18 protein-coding genes are annotated in these 17383 nt (G+C 65.8%); 1 reads left to right on the top strand and 17 read right to left on the bottom strand.

Annotated elements, in window-relative coordinates; genetic code table 11:
* Genes ABH927_RS28085 through ABH927_RS28075 form a run of 3 tightly spaced genes read right to left on the bottom strand, consistent with a single transcriptional unit; the run spans position 1 to position 3709 of the window.
* On the bottom strand, positions 1-1974 hold the full coding sequence (locus ABH927_RS28085; protein WP_370026425.1) for a DUF3732 domain-containing protein: 1974 nt from the start codon (positions 1972-1974) through the stop codon (positions 1-3).
* 5 nt (positions 1975-1979) lie between these two features.
* Positions 1980-2468: a three component ABC system middle component gene (locus ABH927_RS28080; protein ID WP_370026423.1), complete on the bottom strand. Its 489-nt coding sequence runs from the start codon at positions 2466-2468 to the stop codon at positions 1980-1982.
* 38 nt (positions 2469-2506) lie between these two features.
* Positions 2507-3709 (bottom strand): ABC-three component system protein, encoded by a 1203-nt coding sequence (locus tag ABH927_RS28075; RefSeq protein ID WP_370026421.1) that lies wholly within the window; start codon positions 3707-3709, stop codon positions 2507-2509.
* Positions 3710-3872: 163 nt separating this feature from the next.
* Here ABH927_RS28075 and ABH927_RS28070 point away from each other — a divergent pair, with 163 nt between their 5' ends.
* Complete coding sequence (locus ABH927_RS28070) at positions 3873-4871, top strand: abortive infection family protein (RefSeq protein ID WP_370026419.1); 999 nt, start codon at positions 3873-3875, stop codon at positions 4869-4871.
* Between the two features lie 157 nt (positions 4872-5028).
* On the opposite strand, the gene ABH927_RS28065 is transcribed toward ABH927_RS28070, so the two are convergent.
* From ABH927_RS28065 to ABH927_RS28000, 14 genes are all read right to left on the bottom strand, one after another.
* Positions 5029-7806, bottom strand: coding sequence for a LysM peptidoglycan-binding domain-containing protein (locus tag ABH927_RS28065; protein ID WP_370026417.1), 2778 nt, complete (start codon positions 7804-7806; stop codon positions 5029-5031).
* The gene (locus ABH927_RS28060) at positions 7803-8222 is read right to left on the bottom strand and encodes a pilus assembly protein TadG-related protein (protein ID WP_370026415.1); all 420 of its coding nucleotides are present in this window, start codon (positions 8220-8222) and stop codon (positions 7803-7805) included. Before ABH927_RS28060 ends, ABH927_RS28065 begins: the two co-directional genes overlap by 4 nt.
* On the bottom strand, positions 8219-8650 hold the full coding sequence (locus ABH927_RS28055; RefSeq protein ID WP_370026413.1) for a TadE/TadG family type IV pilus assembly protein: 432 nt from the start codon (positions 8648-8650) through the stop codon (positions 8219-8221). The genes ABH927_RS28060 and ABH927_RS28055 overlap by 4 nt, the downstream gene beginning before the upstream one ends.
* Positions 8647-8991 (bottom strand): TadE/TadG family type IV pilus assembly protein, encoded by a 345-nt coding sequence (locus ABH927_RS28050; RefSeq protein WP_370026411.1) that lies wholly within the window; start codon positions 8989-8991, stop codon positions 8647-8649. The genes ABH927_RS28055 and ABH927_RS28050 overlap by 4 nt, the downstream gene beginning before the upstream one ends.
* Positions 8992-9017: 26 nt before the next feature.
* On the bottom strand, positions 9018-9233 hold the full coding sequence (locus tag ABH927_RS28045) for a hypothetical protein (RefSeq protein ID WP_370026409.1): 216 nt from the start codon (positions 9231-9233) through the stop codon (positions 9018-9020).
* Between the two features lie 20 nt (positions 9234-9253).
* A complete protein-coding gene (locus ABH927_RS28040) occupies positions 9254-10123 on the bottom strand; it encodes a type II secretion system F family protein (protein WP_370026407.1) in 870 nt (289 codons plus the stop codon).
* Entirely contained in the window at positions 10120-10956 is an 837-nt protein-coding gene (locus ABH927_RS28035; RefSeq protein WP_370026405.1) for a type II secretion system F family protein, read from the bottom strand. Before ABH927_RS28035 ends, ABH927_RS28040 begins: the two co-directional genes overlap by 4 nt.
* A complete protein-coding gene (locus ABH927_RS28030) occupies positions 10953-12266 on the bottom strand; it encodes a CpaF family protein (RefSeq protein WP_370026403.1) in 1314 nt (437 codons plus the stop codon). Before ABH927_RS28030 ends, ABH927_RS28035 begins: the two co-directional genes overlap by 4 nt.
* A complete protein-coding gene (locus ABH927_RS28025; RefSeq protein ID WP_370026401.1) occupies positions 12263-13006 on the bottom strand; it encodes a MinD/ParA family protein in 744 nt (247 codons plus the stop codon). The genes ABH927_RS28030 and ABH927_RS28025 overlap by 4 nt, the downstream gene beginning before the upstream one ends.
* A 5-nt stretch (positions 13007-13011) precedes the next feature.
* Positions 13012-13590 (bottom strand): SAF domain-containing protein, encoded by a 579-nt coding sequence (locus ABH927_RS28020; protein ID WP_370026399.1) that lies wholly within the window; start codon positions 13588-13590, stop codon positions 13012-13014.
* Between the two features lie 82 nt (positions 13591-13672).
* Complete coding sequence (locus tag ABH927_RS28015; protein ID WP_370026397.1) at positions 13673-14470, bottom strand: hypothetical protein; 798 nt, start codon at positions 14468-14470, stop codon at positions 13673-13675.
* Positions 14467-15027, bottom strand: a complete 561-nt coding sequence (locus ABH927_RS28010; RefSeq protein ID WP_370026395.1) for a hypothetical protein — start codon at positions 15025-15027, stop codon at positions 14467-14469. Before ABH927_RS28010 ends, ABH927_RS28015 begins: the two co-directional genes overlap by 4 nt.
* Positions 15028-15343: 316 nt before the next feature.
* Positions 15344-16795 carry a hypothetical protein gene (locus ABH927_RS28005; RefSeq protein ID WP_370026393.1) on the bottom strand — a complete coding sequence of 484 codons (1452 nt, stop codon included), beginning with the start codon at positions 16793-16795 and terminating at the stop codon, positions 15344-15346.
* Between the two features lie 72 nt (positions 16796-16867).
* Positions 16868-17359: a hypothetical protein gene (locus tag ABH927_RS28000; RefSeq protein ID WP_370026391.1), complete on the bottom strand. Its 492-nt coding sequence runs from the start codon at positions 17357-17359 to the stop codon at positions 16868-16870.
* Positions 17360-17383: the final 24 nt, after the last annotated feature.

Below are 17383 nucleotides of genomic sequence, written 5' to 3'. Positions count from 1 at the left end.
CTAGGACCGGTCGGCCATCTCGTCGATCCAGCCTTGTGGAATCAGCTTGTCCCCGTTGCGCCAGTTATGTACCACGGAGTCTTGGAACCATTCTTCGGCAAGGTTTGCATGGTCACACACGATGACCTGGAGGTCCGGTGCAAGCTCCCGGACGACATCGTGGATCAGGCGGAAGAGCCTGTTTACAGCCTCACGGTCGCTGTCCGAACTGGGTGCCCCCGAGGCTTGGTCGACCTCTGATCGGTACCAGACCTGCGTGGGCTGGTCGAGCATGAGGATGCGTGGCACTGGGCGACCCTGGCGAACGAAGTAGCGATGTAGGGCGAGGTGCGTCACGAGATGGTAGCCGACCCAGTTTTCACCGCTACCGATCCGAAAGAGCGGAGCAGGTCCCTGCTCGGTGTCAGCCACCACAGTCAGCCGACTCACGTCGAGTCGCACGTTGCCTTCACCGTGCTCCAGTTGTAGTCGGTTGGCCCAGGCCGTCATGTCCTGGCTGATCGTAACGAGGCGGGATGTCAACTGCTCGCGTTCCTCGGCTGGGTCTAGTTCGGCTTCCAGCGACCGGACTCGCTCAGTAGCGAACTCAAGAAGGCGCTTGAGACGGTCGAGTTCTTCGTCGGAGCCGCTGGGCAGCGCGGCCAGAGTGGCGTGGATACGGCCGCGAGTGAAGTCATGCTGCGATTCCTGCGAAAGCTGGTCCGTGGCAGACCTGCTGGCGGTCATGGACCGAAGCGCTGCCTCCACGGCGCGAAGACGGGCACGAAGGTTTGCGGATTGTTCCTCGAGCGCCGTAAGTGCTGCGCGGCGTGCTGGCCGCGCCGCGTCGACTCCCGCCAGTTGTGCGCTGAGGTTTCTAAGACTGTGGTTAAGGTCGGCCACGGTAGGGTCGGGTTCCTCCAGCGTGCTCCTGCAGAGGGCGCAGGTGGTCGGGGCGCTTCCAGAGTGGTCCGGCGTATCTTGCTGTGAAACCAACCCCAGGAGGTTCAAGCTAGTTAGGCGCGCCGTCTGCGCACGTACAGCACCGGCGAAGCCAACTTCTGAGTCCTCCTGCTGTAGCAGGATCTCCCGTTCCGCGGTGACACCTCGTATCTCGGCGCGCAGGTCGTCTCGCTCACGCTCCAATTGGGCTGTGCGAGCAAGAATCTCCCCGTCTGCCTCCCGCGTAGGCCGTTGCGCCGTGATCGCCGCCTGCAGTGCGGAGATGGCCGCGAGACGCTCAGGCTGCTCCGGCGAGTGGACCATCCCAAGGGCGTACGCCTCACGCCACAGCGCGGCCAAACTAGCCCCGGCAAGTTGGCTTGCTTCTTCGGCACGCCGATAAGCAGTTTCAGCACTGCGCAAGTCCCGCCGAGCTGAGGCTAGTTGAGCGCGTCGAATAGCTTGATTACGAGGAACAGCTCCTATGAAGTAGGGGAGGGTGTCCTTGAGCGTCTGTGCAATGCCTTGCTCGCCCTGCCGGTGGAACAGCAAGTTCCGGTCGGCGATCTCGCTCTGCCGTTGCAAGCACAAGAGGGTGGCGTGCCCTAGATGGGCTTCGACAGCGTTCCGCGACGATCCAGCAGGTGGCTCATGGAGGTTCTCCTCGATACCGATCCTGCGCCCTAACTGTTCGCGGATCGAATTGGAATCCGTGTCAGCTTCGAGCTCGGTGAAGTCGAGCGGCTCGAGGTTTGTGCCGAAGCGGAGCATTGCGCGCTGGGTGGAACCCCGTCCAGGTCGCGGTGCGGGTCGAGCGACGAAGGCACGTCCTCCGCCGAGGTCGAACAGGGCAGCATGCCAGGCAACCGTCTGAGTGATCGGCCCAATGGGCATCTGCATGGTGTCGCGGCCGAGGCAGTATTCGACGATATCGAGCAGGGCGCTCTTGCCGGTCTTGGACTCGCCGGTGACGACGTTGAGCGCTCCCGGCTTGAAGTCCAGGATGCGCTTGGCCCCCGTGGCGCTGTAGAGGACGATCGCGAGGAGTTGCACAGGGATTAGGGTGCCACGCCGAGGAGGGCGAAGATGGTCGCTGGGCTATCCGTCTTCGCCAGCCAACGCCCTACCAGGTTCGCCTTGCGCAGTATGTCCTCGAGATCTTTCGGAGAGCGGAAACCCCGGGGTCGGCTGCGGGGCTGGGCAAGTAGTCGATCATTTTCAAGACGCAGGACCTCGTGCGCCAACCCGAAGCGGATGCCTTCCCGCACGGGTTCGACCAGCCCCTGCGCGCGCAAAGGAAAGCCCGCTCGCAACACTGGGTGCCGCGAGACCCAGGTAGCCAGGTGAGTCTTCGTCGTTGAAGGAAGCGCCTCCCGGGTGCCGCGGTGCAGGACCATGGGCGCCACGACGAAGGACAGCATCCACGGCACTCCCGTTCCGGACTCCTTGTGATAGCCGTCTGCTGTCGTAACAAGAACTGCTGCCACAAGCGCGGGATTCAGCATCGCAGCCACGATGGGAGACCGTTCGCTCCAGGACGCCAACACCTTCCCCTCTCACAGACGCCGCTGATGGTCAGCCGTTTTCATATACGGATGCTGAGCAGTTCTTCGATGCGGGCCTTGAAGTCAGCGTGCCAGCCAATTCGGCCGGAGTCCGCCAAAATATGTCGTTGACCTCGGGCGAAGAACGGATCGTTGTAGCGGGAGCGGACAGCGATCCCAGTCTGGGCTAGCAAAGTTCGGAGTAGTTCTTTACCCACGGCTCTCTTCGCAGCGTCGTCGGCGTCTTCGTCGAGACCGTCCAGCATCCACTCGAACTCCCTCTCCCATTCGTCAACCAGCTCATCTTCAAATCTCGTCAACTCGGCTACGCCGATGAGATCCTCGTCCACCCACTGGACCGCCTGGGTGTAAGCCCGGTAGTAGTCCACGATGGCTTTTTGCAGGTTCCTGGGTGGATAAGCCACCCACTTCATCTGCTGGACGAACGGGCGGGTGCGGTACTGCTCGCTGATCTCATCTTCGTTCACCTCAGCGAGGTGAATAAGCGTTGGCAGGTTCTCGCGGGTGAACTGGTCGCGAATGTCGGCGATGGCGGCCTGTGCGGCACCGACATCGAGGCTGTCCAGGCGTCCCTGCAGTAGGGCCAGTGCTTGACTATCCCACCATTGCCAAACCATGGACAGGAAGAGCTCTTCGTGTCCTGTCGGTAGGGTCCACTGCAGGCAGGCGCGCACGGCTGCATGTACGTCTTCTACGTGGGCGGACCCATCGACCACTCGAATGCGGTGGAGGAAAGTACGGCGCTCGGAGGCCGCCAAGTCGAGGAACTTTTGACGTGTGGTCCTCGTGGTCTCCGAACCAGCTTCCCGAGCGACCGCTTCAAGTCGATCCAATGCGGTCTCTTCGTTGCGCCCCAGGGCTCTTAAGGCCGCCATCGCGGACCCCTCGCCTGCGACCTGAGTGGTAACCAGCACAAGAGTTGGCCCGTCTGGGTTTCCGGGCGATGCGGTGTCCATCCACACCTGAAATGTCTTCCACACGTCCGTCGCCCGGTCCGTCAGCGCACGGTGACTGCCTTGGTGATGCTTGACTTGCAGCAGTTCGGTTGGTGTGCCGGCTTGGTCCCAAGCGATGTCGTCATACAGCTCTAGGCTGATGGCTGAGTCGGGTCTGTCCGGACCGGATCGCAGCAACTCCACCAATGCCCACCAGGTTTGATGCTGGTAGCCGATCGCGTTGGGAGCGGCGTTGTGCGAACCTTGAGCCATAGCGTAAGTTTCCACCGAGGAAACGATCAGGTCCAGATAGCAACCGGACGTCGCGGTCTGTCTCAGCGTCGCGTGCGCCTAGCCGGTTCCGGTCACCGGGTCGAATGCGGGAGTTGAAAACGGTCGCGGTATTACTTCCGTCCACACACCGTGGATGGCGGTGCGGCAGAATTGCTCAGTGCCGACCCATGTGCTCCATGCAGAGCTGAAGAAGCCGCAGGCTCTCGACCCAGCGTCCTGGGCAGCGATCGAGGATCCGCTGAACCGGCTGAAGAAGGCAGTTGGTGACGACGACCGGCCCTTGATCGTCGGCTCGGCGAAGGAGCTGGTGGAGGCCACAGCTCGCGTGATCCTCCAGGTCCGCGGCAACCCCGCCGGAAGCGGGGAGGATTACGACAAGGTGCTTTCGGCCGCTCACAAACTTATCGAGCACCAGCCCGGCGCTGACGTCGCACCCGATGCACCCGTACGGCAGGCGGCCAACTCGGCGCGCAAGCTGGCAGGGACCCTGCGTGACCTACGCAACACGTACGGGACCGGCCACGGCAAGGCCACCCTCCAGCCGATTACGGACGAGGTCCTGGAGACCTGCGTCGACGGCGCGCTGTTGTGGACCCGCTGGGCGCTGCGCCGCCTCCAGCACCTCCTGCTCGGCTCTCTCCAGCCGCTGATCAATGACCTTCGGAATGGCACCTTCACCATGGGTAGCCTCGCTAGCCGTCTCCAGGCAGCCGACCTCCCAAAGCTTGAGCCCGAGCATCAGCGCGCGCTCGGAGTGGCTGTGGGACAGCGGGCCGCCAGCAACACCTTCACGGTGCGTATCGACGGAGTTCAGGCCTGCGCCGACAGCCACGACGATGCTGTGTGGCCACTCGCCTATCGTGAGGGCCTCACGGAGGGACTGTTCATCGACCAGTTCGGGCAGACGCAGGTGGACGACTCTCGGCTGGGAGTACGGCTTGCCATCGAGGTGTTGCTCCCGCACCCCGATGCAGCACGAGTATTGACCGACCTTAAGAAGAAGCTGGGGACTTCCGCTTGGTCATCTGGTTTTGCCCACCAGTGGTCGGAGGTCGTCAAGGAGATGCGCCTGCACAAGGCCGTCCTACGCACCGAGGGGGCGCGTAACATCTGGCTCGACATCGCCGACTATCGCGCCGAACGGGGCGGGGAGTGAGCTCCACGCCCTCACCTTGTTGGCCCGCGCGCTTGGCGGCGAGCCCCTCCGCCCAGCCGGCTCAGTACCCAGCAACAATGCTCGATGTTGCCTGAGGTCTGCCAGGTCGTCGAGGTCCCCAAGGGCAGCCTCAGGATGACGACTAACGGGTGCGGAGCTAATGCGTGACTGACGGCCTAGAAGATGCACGTGTCTGGTCGAGGACTGCCTGAGTTTCGGGGGATGGGAGTACGCCGAGGGAGGCGAGGCGGGTCTTTAGATGGTTAGTTCGGATGCGCGCTTCGTCGGCGTGGCCAAGCCGTAGCAGCAGGCGGATGGCGGATCTGGCTGCGCTTTCCATGTCAGGGTCGAGGGCGCAGGCCTGGTCATAGATTTCCAGAGCCCGTTCGGCCCGTCCCGCGCGTTCGTGGAGTGCCCCGAGCTGGAGGAGGGCTTTGACGCTGGCCACGGTCAGCGGCCAGCGGTGGTCTTGGTCGAGCCAGTCGTACTTGAGGCTCTGAGCCAGGCGTCCCCGGCAGATGCCCGCGACCGCTTCCAGCGCGGTCACCTTGGCCTCCTCGTTCGTGGCCGTACGGGCATCGGCGAGCGCCCGGTGGAAGCTCCACAGATCTACATCGACGTGCTGTGCCTGGATGCGGTAGGCCTTGCCGCTCCGCTCGACGAAGCTGGCCTCCTTCTCACCCAGGCCGGAGGATTCGCGCAACACGGCGCGCAGATCCTTGAGCGCGGCGTGGAAGCGGTACCCGGCCAGCGTTTCCTCCACATCCGGCCAGAGGTGCTCGCAGATCTCCTCGCGGTCCAGGCCCTTGGGGTGGACGGCCAGGAGGACGAACAGCTCCAACGCCTTGGTTCGGCCGGAGATGTCCGCTACCTTGCCGCATACCTCAATGACCGGTTCCCCAACGATGCCGAACCGCACCGGTTGCGCTGCCGCGCTGGGTGGTGGAACCGGGAGGTCTGCTGCGCTCATGGGCTCCTCGGTCGGCATGCCGTTCCCGACGGCAAGCTTGTGGAGCACCGTCGCCGCCGTATCCGCTGGCAGGTGGAACAGCGTCACGTCGAGTAGCTCCTCAGCCAGCGTGCCGGTCGCCTTGGTCACGCGGTGGTCCTCGCCGATCTCGCAGGTCGTGCCGGAAGCCGATCGGCCGGCCAGCACAGCTCCGACACCGAAGGTGGACGCGAGGCCCATTAGGGTGTCCAGATACGCGTTGCCGTCCGTGGAGCAGGCGGTCAGCAGCAGCGCTGGGAGCGGTTCTCCAGGCTCATCTTGGCGGAGTTGGGGGATGTCGTCGGCGTCATGGTCGCGCAGTATGCGGCGGCGGGCGACGAACTGTTCTTCCAGGTAGTCGATGGCCTCGTTCAGGGTCGCGACCATCCGGAGGCCGGGTAGATGCTGGGTCAACGTGGTGATGGCCTCGCCGAACCACCGTGACGCGTCCTGGCGGGGGATGACGATCTCGGCGCGGTGCTGGTCGGCCTGGGCCAGGAGGTCGAGCACGATCGCTCGTATGCAGTCGCCGGCTCCAGGACCGGTCAACGCCAGGTTCAGCCCGGACAACTCCAGAGACACCGAATCTTCGCCGCGGATCCCGGCTTTCAGCATGACCGGCGGGTCGATCGCAAACGTGGAAGTGACCAGCTTGAAGTCGTCCGGTGGCCCCTCCTCTGAATCGGTGTAGCTGCGGTGGTGCGCCTGCTCTAGTGCTCGTACGGCAGGTGGCTGTGGATTGGGGGCGGGCACGCTGACCGCTTCGTCGATGGCTGGGACGGCCAGGCGCCGCCGGTGGCGGAGCCGGGCGGAGGCGAGCGCGACGGCCAGGCCTGTGACGAAGGAGATCGCCATCATCCCGCCATCGGGCAGCATGACCACATCGGGCGAAGAGATCGCCGCGGCTGGCTTCTTTGCCTGCGCGGGCTCGGACGGAGGGCGAGGCGAGGCGGCCTCGTGATGGGCGGGTTGGCCCGGCTCAGATGCGGGTCTGGAATGGGGTACGGCGGCCTGACGGTGGGTGGTCTGATGCGTTTCAGGCTTGGTCGTGGGAAGCGGTGAGGGCGTTCGGCGGTGAGTCGGTTCGGCTTTCCGGGGCTCCCGGCCGCGTTCGGGCAGGATCAGCCGCCATCCGGATTCCAGCACGTCGGGGTCGGTCAGCCGCGCCCCGCCCGGTTGCGGGTGGCCTCCGTTCAGTTTGAAGATCTCTTTGTATCGCTCGCCGTCTCCGAGGTGCTGTTCGGCGATTTCCCACAGAGTTTCGCCAGCTGCGACGGTGTGCGTGCGCTCAGAGGTGGACGATTCTTTCTTTGTGGCGTCGGCGGGTAGGCGGAGCGTCCAGCCGGGGCTCAGCCAGTCCCCTCGGGTGAAGGTCTGCCCGTCGTCCATGGTGCGTCCCTGGTTCAGCGCGACGATCTCCCGGTAGCGCATCGGGTCCCCAAGACGCTTCCCGGCGATCGCCCAGAGGGTGTCTCTGGGCTGCACCACATAGGTTGCGTACGGTTTCGTCGGCTCCGCGGTCTTCGGTTCCGCTGCTGTCAGGGAGTGCTCCGGCAAGGCCGCCGGTGTGATCGCCACTGCTGCGGCCGGTACCAGGCCACGCGGTGCGATGGCCGGAGCGGTCGCCGCGACGGTAATGGTGGTGATCAGGTAGGCCGCCAGCCGCTGAAACGGCATGCGTACCCTCCTGTGCCGGGCACGGGCCGTTCCGACCAGCTCGATCAGTACGGCGCAGGCGAACAGCGCCCAGCACGTCCATACGGTTCCGAGTAGGAGCGCCTTGATCACAACGGGTTCGGCGGGAGTGGCCAGGTCATCAACGGTGGGCAGTTGGACCGGCCAGAAGAAGCTCAGAAGGATGGCGGGGATACCGGCGACCAGTCCCGTGAGCACCACGACCGCTGCTGTCTTGGCGAGGATGGGGTGACGCAGCCCGTACATCGTCATGATTGTCCTTGCTCGATGCCGTGGAACATCTGCGCTGAGGCGCTGGCTGTGGCGGTCACGCTTCCGATGCCGATCAAAGAGATCAGCATGGTGGGCCGGGTCACCGTTACGGTGACCTGAACTGTGCGGTTGCCGGACATGGATACATGGCCCGAGTGGCCGCCAGAAGACAGGTACGCCCCGGCGGCGGCCGTGGCCTTGGCGGTGTCGATCTCGAACCGGCCGCCGGTGTAGGCGTGGTCGACGTTGATCTGTCCCGCCCCGGCGCGGGCGGCCTCCTCGGCCACCGCGTAGGCCTCGCGGTAGGCCTGGATCTTCGCGCCGCCGTCTACAACGAGCCCGGCGCATATCAGCAGCGCCAAGACGACCACCGCTGCGAACGTGGTGATGGAGCCCCGCTCCCGGGACAAGGTCATGGCTGTTCTCGCCTTGCGCGGTAGGGGTCGATCGGGCTGCTGAAGCTGCTGGTCAGCGTCTTGGACCCGGGGACTCCGGGCACAGCGATGTCGGCTAGGTCGACCTCGCAGGCAATACGGGCGACCACGGCAGCCGGCCTGCCCAACGGGGCGGAGAACCCTGTGGTGTCCACGGTCACCGATGGCGAGCACGCCAGGCCTTCACGCGTGAGCGCAGCCCGCGCGCTGGTCAGGGCGGCCGATCGTGCCGATCCGGGGTCTCGTGCGATGGATGCCTGCCGGGCCGCGTCACGCGCTGCGGCCTCTATGGCGCCGTGCGCGAGGGTGATGCGCCCGAGCCCGATCATCATGGCCAGCACGGCCACCAGCGCGGGCGCGATGATCGCCGCCTCCAGTGCCATGGAGCCGCGCTCATGCTCGACGGTCATTCGGATGTCCACTTCTCCGCTGGCGCCCTGGAGACCTGCTCCACGCTGAGGGTGAGCAGCGGGATCAGGCTGATCGCCTGGCCGCGCACCGTCACCACGACGGTGTCCGTGTTGCGTTCGGCGCCGACCTGCGCAGACGTGAGGAACGATCCGCCGACCTGCCGAACGAAGCGTTCCGCCGCCGCCTGCCCAGCGGAAAGGCTGGAGCTGTAGGCGCGCCCAGCCCGCACCCCTTCCTGAGCCGCTGCCAACGCGATGCTCCTGGCGTGGAACCACAGCGCGGCGTTGACCGCGAGCAGGATCAGCAGGAGCACCACGGGATAGACCAGCGCGGCCTCCAATGTCGCCGATCCCCGCTCACGACCATTCACTTGATCTTGGCGAGTTGGTCGTTGACGACGGACGTGATCTTCGCGCCCACGGCGATGGCCAACAGGAACACCACTGCGGCGAGGATCACCCACTCCACCGTCGAACCGCCACGTTCCAGACTGCGGCCACGCCGCGCGGCGTGCCTATTGATGACAGCAAGTGACATCCGCTCCAGCCATACGGCTATCGCAAGCAGGCGTCTGTAGATCATGGCGTGTACCTCCGGAAGGGTCATCCGCCGGTCATCCGCGCGAAGGCGGGATAGCCGAGCAGCAGCAAGAACCCGAGGACCGACAGGGCCATCGGGACGGTCATGGTCTCGGTACGGGATCTGGCCTTGGAGACTGCGGCCGACAGTTCGACCTCGCGCAGGGACTGGGCCTTGGCCATGAGGGTGTCGAGGATGCCGGCGCCGTGCGTTCCGGCGAGCCGGGCGATGGTGGCCAGCTCGGCGAGCTCAGGAACGCCGATCTCCTCAGACAGGCGGGTGAGCTCGTCCCACGTGCTCGCGGTGGTACGGCGTGCTGGGTCCAGCGCCAGGCACAGCCGCCGAAACGTCCACCCTCCGCCGACCTTGGCGGCTGATTCCAGCGCGTCAGCCGGCCCCGATCCGGCAGCGCGAGCGAGCGCCACCAGATCCAGGTACGCGATGATGGCCTGCCGGAACGCCGCACGCGCCTCGGCGGCCCGGCCGCGAATCGAAGCGTCGGGAGCGAAGAACACGGCGACGGCGAAGGCGAGGCACGCTCCCCAGGAGACAACCCACGGGATGGTGACGCCGAGCAGCGCGCACCACGCCCAGAAGACGACCGGACCAGCCGCGCCAAGCCCGATCACCATGCCCTTCTCGGCGAGGTAGTCGTCAGGTGTCTTGCCGAGCACCGCCAGATCCGCACGGGGGACCCGTGCGCCGATCAACGTTCCGGACAGTTTTCCGGCCAGACGCGAACGCCAGTCGCGCTCCGGTTCGGTACGGCTGGCACCAGGCCGGAGACGTTCCATCGCCGGCGCGAGCGCGGGCGGGGCCGGGAAGATCGCCATGATGGCGAGGGCCCCGCCAAGGCCGATCAACGCGCCGCAGGTCAGGACAAGCGCGATCACGAAGCATCACCTGTGGCGTTGAGGAAACGATGTCCCTTCGGCGGCCTGGCCAGGCGGTGTAGCCACGCGAAGGCACCCGCGTACAGCGCGATGACCATGGCGAGCACGAACTGGCCGCCGACCGTGCTGAACGGGGCGACATAGGTCCTGTTGAGCAGCGCGAAGGCGGTGTATCCGAGCAGCGCGCCGACGACCCACCGGGCGGTCGTGCGGTGGGTGGCACGTTCGGCGTCGATCTCCCGCCGTGCGGCCACGTCCTTGGCCACCGTACGGGCCAGACCCTGGAGGACCTCACGCAGCCCTTTGCCGCGGGCACGGCAGGCCAGGATCAGCGCGGCGGCGATCACATCCCCGGTCGGGTCGTCGAGGTCGTCGGCGAACGCCCGCAACGCCTGCTCGGTCGGAGTACGGAAGGCGAGCCGCCGCGCCAGCGCCCGCACCTCGGCGGCGATGGGGGGCGGCGGGTTGTCCGCGCCGGACTGCAACGCCTCCTCGATTCCCGCGCTGCCGCCCAGCACGTCGGCCAGATGACGGGTCCACGCCTCCAGCGCTTCCAGGCGCTCGATCCGAAGCGTGCTGTTGCGAGTGGTCAGCATGCGGGGCAGTGTCACCGCGCCCACGGCTGCCCCGATGGCGGCGACCGGCCACCCTGTCAGCCACAACGTCACGACGAAAGCCGCTGTCGCCGTGAGGGCAGGGATCGGCGGGATCCGCGGAATTCGTCGCCGAGACGGGCGCGGCAGCCGTACCGGAGCCCGTCGGGAACCGGCAAGGGCGAGCAGTGGTCCAGCGACGAGCGCCGCGCCGGCCAGTGCGGCGAGCCAGCCGGTCATGCATAACCTCCGCTCCAGGCCCGGGGCGCGAACAGGTCCGGGTCGAAGCCTGCGGCGACCAGTTCCTCCATGCACTGCGGGATCGTGTTCGGTACGGCGCGCCCGTCCGGCCCTGGGACATAGACGTGGTTGACCGCTGGCTCCAGGCCATCTCCCGGCGGCAGGACCTCGTTAACCTCGGCCACGTAACGGCGGTTCGCCAGTCCGTTGACGTCGTGACGGAGTTCGTGCCGCAGATGAACGACGAAGTCCACGGCCATGCCGATCGTGCGGAACAGCGTGTCCGGCGCGATGGATAGGCCGCCCGATCCGGCGAGGATGAGCATCCGGGCGAACACCTGGTCGGCGGAGTCGGCGTGCATGGTGCAGATGGAGCCGGACCCGCCGGTGTTCATCGCTTCCAGCATCGGCACGAGCTCGTCACCGCGCACCTCACCGACGATGATCCGCCGGGCGTTAAACCGGAGCGCGTCCTCGATGAGCTGGTGCATTGTGATTGCGCCCAAGCCTTCGGTGTTGCCCTCGCGAGCTTCCATTGCGAGCACATCCCGGTGCCGGTCGGTCTGCAGGTGAAGGAAGAGCTCGTACTCCTTCTCCACGGTGGCGATCCGCTCGTCCGGTTCGATCTCAGCCGCCAATGCCCGAGCGAAAGTCGTCTTGCCGTCACCCATCCCACCGGTGACGACCACGTCCTTGTGGGCCCGTACGGCGGCGGCCAGGAACGCGCGGAGCCCCTTGTCTACGGTGCCGTTCGCCATCAGGTCGTCCAGATCGGCCTCGAGCATGCCGTGCCGGCGAATGGACAGGCACGGACGCGGCGTGACCCCCATCAACGCGGCGATCCGGGTCCGTTGGCCGACGGACAGGTGAAGACGCGGCCGGGCGATCGAGAAATCCCGGGCGGTCTGACCCTGGTAGGCGGCCCACCGGCGGACGTTGCCCACCAGTTCCTCGTCACTGTCGGCGATCGGCGGACCGAGCACCTTGCGGCCGTCGCGGTAGATGATCCACACCTGGTCGCAGCCGTTGACGTCGATGTTCTCCACCTCGGGGTCATCGACGAACGGCTGCAGCCGTCCCAGCGCGAAGATCTCGTTGTAAACGGCCTCCGCGAACCGCCGTTCCTCATGCAAGGTAGGCGCGTTCCTGCCCGCCAGCGCCCTGCCGTCGGCGTACTCACGAACCAGCTCGATGATGACTGCTCTCGCATACTCCCGAACGGCGTCGTCCCCGGTGACCGCTGCGGTGTCGAGCGCTTCGGTCACCGTAGGCAGGATCTCCCGCACCGCCTGCTGAACATCGAAGCTCACGACACCCTCACCCCGTCCTGTACGGCGTGCTCGCACAGGTCATGGGCCAGCGAGCGAGCGGCCCGAGTCAGCAGGGCACGTGGCAGGTATCGCTCATTGCCGCCGCCATGGGAAAGGACCGTCGCAGCCCGCGGATCGTGGGGGAGGTGGTCGGCGACCTCCACGCCCAGCGTCTTGGTGACTTCCCTGCGGCTGTACGGCCCGGCTCCGACAAGCAGAACTTGGGGAGCAGACCGAGGACCGCGCACGGCCGTGATCTCAGCCAGGCGGGGAGCCAGCGCAGACAGGTCCACGAGCCAGGGGCGCGCGACCACAAGCACCCGGTCAGCACGCACCAGCAGCGGAACGGGCGTGTCCGAGCCGCCGATACGGCCGATGTCAGCGATCACATCCCCGGACGTTGCGGCGAAGGTCTCGGCGATGCCCGGCCAAAGTGGCTGAACCGACGACAGCTGAGCGGGCTCGGCAAGACCGGGCAGAATCCGGCGTGACCCGGGCCCGGCCAGATGGAAGACCTGCTGGTCGAGCGTGGATTCGGGATCGGCGCCGCGCCGGAGCTGGACCGCCCACTCGCCCAAGCCGCGGTCCTGAGGCTGGCCCATCAGATATCCGCACAGCACGCTGCCACCGGCGGGGTCACATTCCGCGAACAGCACCTTGCGCGGCCAGGAGAGCGTGAGCGCGAGCCCGGTAGTGGTGACGCCGGGACTGTGTCCGCCCGAGGAAACAACGATCAGCATCACACTCACCCCGCCCGCGACTGCAGGACGATCGCGATCTTGCCGTCTGCGGCCTGGCGGGCCAGCGCCGTGCCGTCTCCGGCTGGGACGACTAGATCGACCACGATGAGCCCGTCGGCGTCTGGCTGGCCGACCCGATCGACGCGGGCCATGTGATCGACTGGGAACCTCCCGCCCGGCCCTTCTGACCCAGTGGGCTGTACGGCGGTGGCAACGACCTGGTCACCGGGCTGAATCCCCCTCGCCGGCAGCTGGCTGGGCTTGAGCGCCACCGGCACCACGACCTGACCCGGCCCCGGAACGATCGTCTCGGCCACCTGAGCGGGTGCCAGCAGACTTCCGGCCTTCAGGTCCACGGCGGCGCGTTTACCGATGACCGCGCTCTTGTCGCCGGCGTCCAGTGCCTGGACCGCCGAGTCCATGCCGATGGCGACCGTCCGCAGATCCTCAGGCTGAAGCTGCTGACCGATGGGGACATCGCGGGCCATGACGAGGACCGGCGTCCGATGGCCGGCTATGCCGTACACCTGCCAGGCGATCAATGCCCCGAGCGCGGTCAGCGCGATGCTGACCGCGAGCATCATCGGGCTGCGCCTGCTCGGGAGAGGGCGGACTTGACTGATTTGGCCCGCTTCCTTGCTCGGCGTGAGCCGTTGGAGCATGGGGTTATCCCTTCGTGACAAGCGCCTGAGCTTCAACGACGCGGACCGAGAAGGTCGCCGACTTCGTGATGGGGGGCAGCACGCCACCTGTGCCGCCCGAGCCGCGCCAGGTGCCGCTCCAGGTCACTGACGCGGTGACCCGGTAGGTGCTTCCCGGATGCCGGTACGTGTGTGAGCACGTGGAACTTTGCTGGTCGGCAGGCCGGGTGGTGTCGTACTCGGTTCCAGGGCCGTCGCAGGTGAGCGTCTGGCCATCCCCGGTATTGATCGTCATCCGCTGCGGAGTGGCGGTGGCTTGAGCCCAGACGGCCCCGCTGTGCACCCGCTTGGACCTGGGGATCCACTGACCGTTGGCCAGGAAGAACCAGTGCGGAAGCCCAACCAGGCCGTTCTGCCCGCGCGGTGGGGCGGTGAGCACCTTCGGCGGCGTGATCGGTATCAGCTTGTATGCCCGGCGGGCGAGCTGCTCAGGATTAACAGGACCGCGCCGCTTCGGGATCCAGACGACGTCCCGGTAACCGTCGGAGCATTCAACCAGATAGTAGGCACCCTTACCCGTCGGCTCACTACTGAGGTTGCTGCCAGGGTCGACGAACTCCAGACCGCCGTTCTGCCGCCCGTTCGCGAACCAAGGCTGATAGGAACACCTGACCTTCGAGCCCTTGCCGACCGGAGCTGCGGATCCAGGACGGGGCAGGTGGCTGGCCGAAATGATGTAGCCCGTGTAGTCGCTCGACGCTCCGACGCCGTCCCCGTCTCCGAGAGGGGCGAAGGGGAGGCCGACGACAAGGACATAAGTCATGCCGTAGGTGAACAAGGTTCTTTCACCTGCTCTACCTTCGACACTCGCCATGCACCATCCGCCCCCTTGGCAAGGGCGGCGACAAGATGAATGCGACTCATGCCGTGGGTGAGGTGCTGTCCTGTCCGGTCGTCTGACTGACCGCCTTTCCGAGCGTCCTGGCAGTCGTGCAAGGTGGCGTGGTCGCCTTTGATCCGCACGTCGAACGTGTGATGTTCGGGGTGTCCCCAGGTAACGCGGTGAGTGGCGCGGAGCGCAGCGATACCTCGCAGCATCCGGCTCAGAAGAGGCTGAGTGGCCACCCGCTCGAGAATCGTTTGGCGCTCTGCCGGAAGAGCCCGCTCGGCGCGCTGGCCAGAGGGATAGAGGTTGCGGTACACGGCAAGGACGGCGTCCTCGCTCGTGGTGGGTATCGGCGTGGCCGACGGCAGCGCCGCCGTACGGGTTGGCTCCGGGGCGGTGCCGCCGGACTGACAGGCAGCCACCGCGCTTGCCGTAACGACGAGCATCGCCATCAAGGGCACGACTCGTCTCGGGCATGACGAAACGACCGTCACTGTGCAGCACCTTTACTGAGGATGAATTGATTCACTGCATCGAGTTGTCAGATCAGGCTAGTAGTCCCGCCGGAACTTCCAACAGCCCGGCCATCAATTTATTACCTGCGATTTATCGAATTGGATTCCGGTCGCACAGCAGTTGCCTCTCTTGCCGGGAGGAACATGTTGAAATCGACAGAAAGAATAACTTCGGCGAATATGGGCGAAACTGGAATCCTGGCGACTGCACACGTCTCAGTCCGCTCCTCTGCCGAGGTGTTCTCCACAAGAGGTGCCCACGGTGCCCCGCAGGGAAGGCGTCCAGGCGAGCGAGCTATCGGGATCTGGTCCTGTGCTGCTGCCACGCCTCAGGCTCGACCAGCACCACGGCGAGCGGTAGCGGCTCGTCGTGGATGGGAATGGGCAGCTGGCCGGTGACAGTGCCATCCATGTTGGTTGAGGTGGCCCACCACTGGGCTGTGATGACGGCCGGGGCAGGTGCCTCGACGACCAGCACAATCGGGTCCAGGCGGACCCGATGGTTCGGGCGCAGATGCACGGGCGGGAAGGTAATGGTGGTTGAGCCGCCGTTGTCGATGCGCGGTATCGGCGGACGGGGCCTATTACTTGGCCCCATGATCAACCGGGAGGTGTGGGCGGTGTTGTAGTGGTTGCCGTTGAAAAGCGAAGCCTGCCGCGGGCCGTAGGGCCGAGGCCGATCCGGTAAGGCGACGAAGCTTTCGTTGACCACCATCGAGTCGGCAGAACGGGGCCGGACAGCCTGCACGTTCCCGGGCACGTACAACCGCACCTCTACCTCGGCCAGGTTGGCCGAAAGGAGGTTGTTCAGTTCGAGCTCGATGGGAGCCACATGTGCAGCTGCACCGGGCAGAAGAGCCTGGGGCCAACTGTCCGCGCAGCGCTGTACGTAGTCAGCGACCTGCTCGCGATATTCCTGTGGTGTGCGGTCTTCGGGGATCTCCCTGACCAGGCCATATCCGAGGCCTTCGAAGGCCTCGCTCAAGGCCGCAGCCCCGGCCTGTGTGCCGGATAAGTAGGCACGGCGAGGCGTGCGCTCTTGCCCTCCCTGTCGGTGCCGCTCCCAGCTCAGCAGCGACGCCATAGCCTCGCGCTTCTCGGCCTGGAGCCATTGCTGTACGGCCTGCTCACCAAAGTTGACCGGGCGCACCGGCGCACCGGCCTGCAGGAGCAGCTCGACCTCGACCTGCTGAGCTCCTCGGCGAATTCGCTCACCTAACGCATCGACCTCGCGGGCCTTCGGCGGCCGGCTCGCCCCATTTGCACGGACGAAGATGGCGCCCTCGGCCACTCCGCCGAGTTCTTTGCGCATGCAGAAAATGGGATCGCCCCATTGCGGCGGCTCGACATCGATGATGAGTACCTGGGCCGAACCAGCTGGCAGCGCGACGGTCACGTAGGTGGGGCGCCAGCGCGGGCCTGGGCTTCCCAAATACGGGGTGAGTCCCTTGTCCAGGTCCACCACGTCGATCGGAACGATCCCATCCAACGCTCCCGGGGAGACGCCAGCTACGAAGTAGGCATGGCCGCAGGTGAAGCGCTCTGCCTCGTCCGGCATCCGGTTCGCGAAGCCTATGATCGCTCGAGCGATGTGATGGCATCCGTGTTTGCTGGTCAGGTCCAGGGTGGACTTCCATTCCAGCCACCAACTCTCATCGGCGTCGCTGGCATGGAAGATGGCCTCGGCCAGCGCTACGAATTCGACGGGCCGCACGGGTGGGGAGCTGATGTCGAAGTCCAACGCCATGGTGCCTCCCCCTTAACGCCTTTAAATGTGTCTCAGCATGCCGCACAACACCGACACAGCGCTGGCATGGTGCTAATCGTTGGCCGTGCGCTGCTGGTGCTGGAATGCGCTGAGCGGCGGGGTGAGCGTCTCCCAGATGCCCAGTCGTGCGCAAATCGCTGAGCGTTGGCGGCCGGACTCGACGACTAGCTGCTCAATGGTCGCACCCTCGGCATGACGCTGGCGGAGGCGCTGTTCTTCCTCGGCTGTCCATCGGCGGTAGGCGTTGGGATTGGTCTCGCGGACGTCGGCGACGCGGTAAGCGGGGTCATGCCCGGCATAACCGAACCAGATTTCCATGCTGACCAACTGATCGGCGGGATAGCGGCCGATCTCATGGGATCCATTCCGAACGATCACCTGGCCGTCCCGGAAGGTGATGTTGTCAGCGGGAGTACGCAGCACGCATCCCATGCTCCATCGGTCTTCATCGAAGAACCGCACGATGTTGCCGGTGAACCGGATACTGACCCACTGCTCTTTCTTTCGGGGCGGCAATCGATTCCAGATCTCATTCTGCGGCATGGCGGGATCGTACAGCCAGGCGGC

This window comes from Planotetraspora sp. GP83, from assembly GCF_041262585.1.
GTDB lineage: Bacteria > Actinomycetota > Actinomycetes > Streptosporangiales > Streptosporangiaceae > JAOEGB01.
The sequence above is the reverse complement of the archived record's forward strand: the minus strand, read 5'-3'. Positions and strand labels throughout refer to the sequence as shown.

Coding starts and splice junctions, on each gene's coding strand:
- ABH927_RS28065 (WP_370026417.1), bottom strand. CDS start 7,806: ATGACGATGTACGGGCTGCGTCACCCCATCCTCGCCAAGACAGCAGCG.
- ABH927_RS28060 (WP_370026415.1), bottom strand. CDS start 8,222: ATGACCTTGTCCCGGGAGCGGGGCTCCATCACCACGTTCGCAGCGGTG.
- ABH927_RS28055 (WP_370026413.1), bottom strand. CDS start 8,650: ATGACCGTCGAGCATGAGCGCGGCTCCATGGCACTGGAGGCGGCGATC.
- ABH927_RS28045 (WP_370026409.1), bottom strand. CDS start 9,233: ATGATCTACAGACGCCTGCTTGCGATAGCCGTATGGCTGGAGCGGATG.
- ABH927_RS28035 (WP_370026405.1), bottom strand. CDS start 10,956: ATGACCGGCTGGCTCGCCGCACTGGCCGGCGCGGCGCTCGTCGCTGGA.
- ABH927_RS28025 (WP_370026401.1), bottom strand. CDS start 13,006: ATGCTGATCGTTGTTTCCTCGGGCGGACACAGTCCCGGCGTCACCACT.
- ABH927_RS28020 (WP_370026399.1), bottom strand. CDS start 13,590: ATGATGCTCGCGGTCAGCATCGCGCTGACCGCGCTCGGGGCATTGATC.
- ABH927_RS28015 (WP_370026397.1), bottom strand. CDS start 14,470: ATGACTTATGTCCTTGTCGTCGGCCTCCCCTTCGCCCCTCTCGGAGAC.
- ABH927_RS28005 (WP_370026393.1), bottom strand. CDS start 16,795: ATGGCGTTGGACTTCGACATCAGCTCCCCACCCGTGCGGCCCGTCGAA.
- ABH927_RS28000 (WP_370026391.1), bottom strand. CDS start 17,359: ATGCCGCAGAATGAGATCTGGAATCGATTGCCGCCCCGAAAGAAAGAG.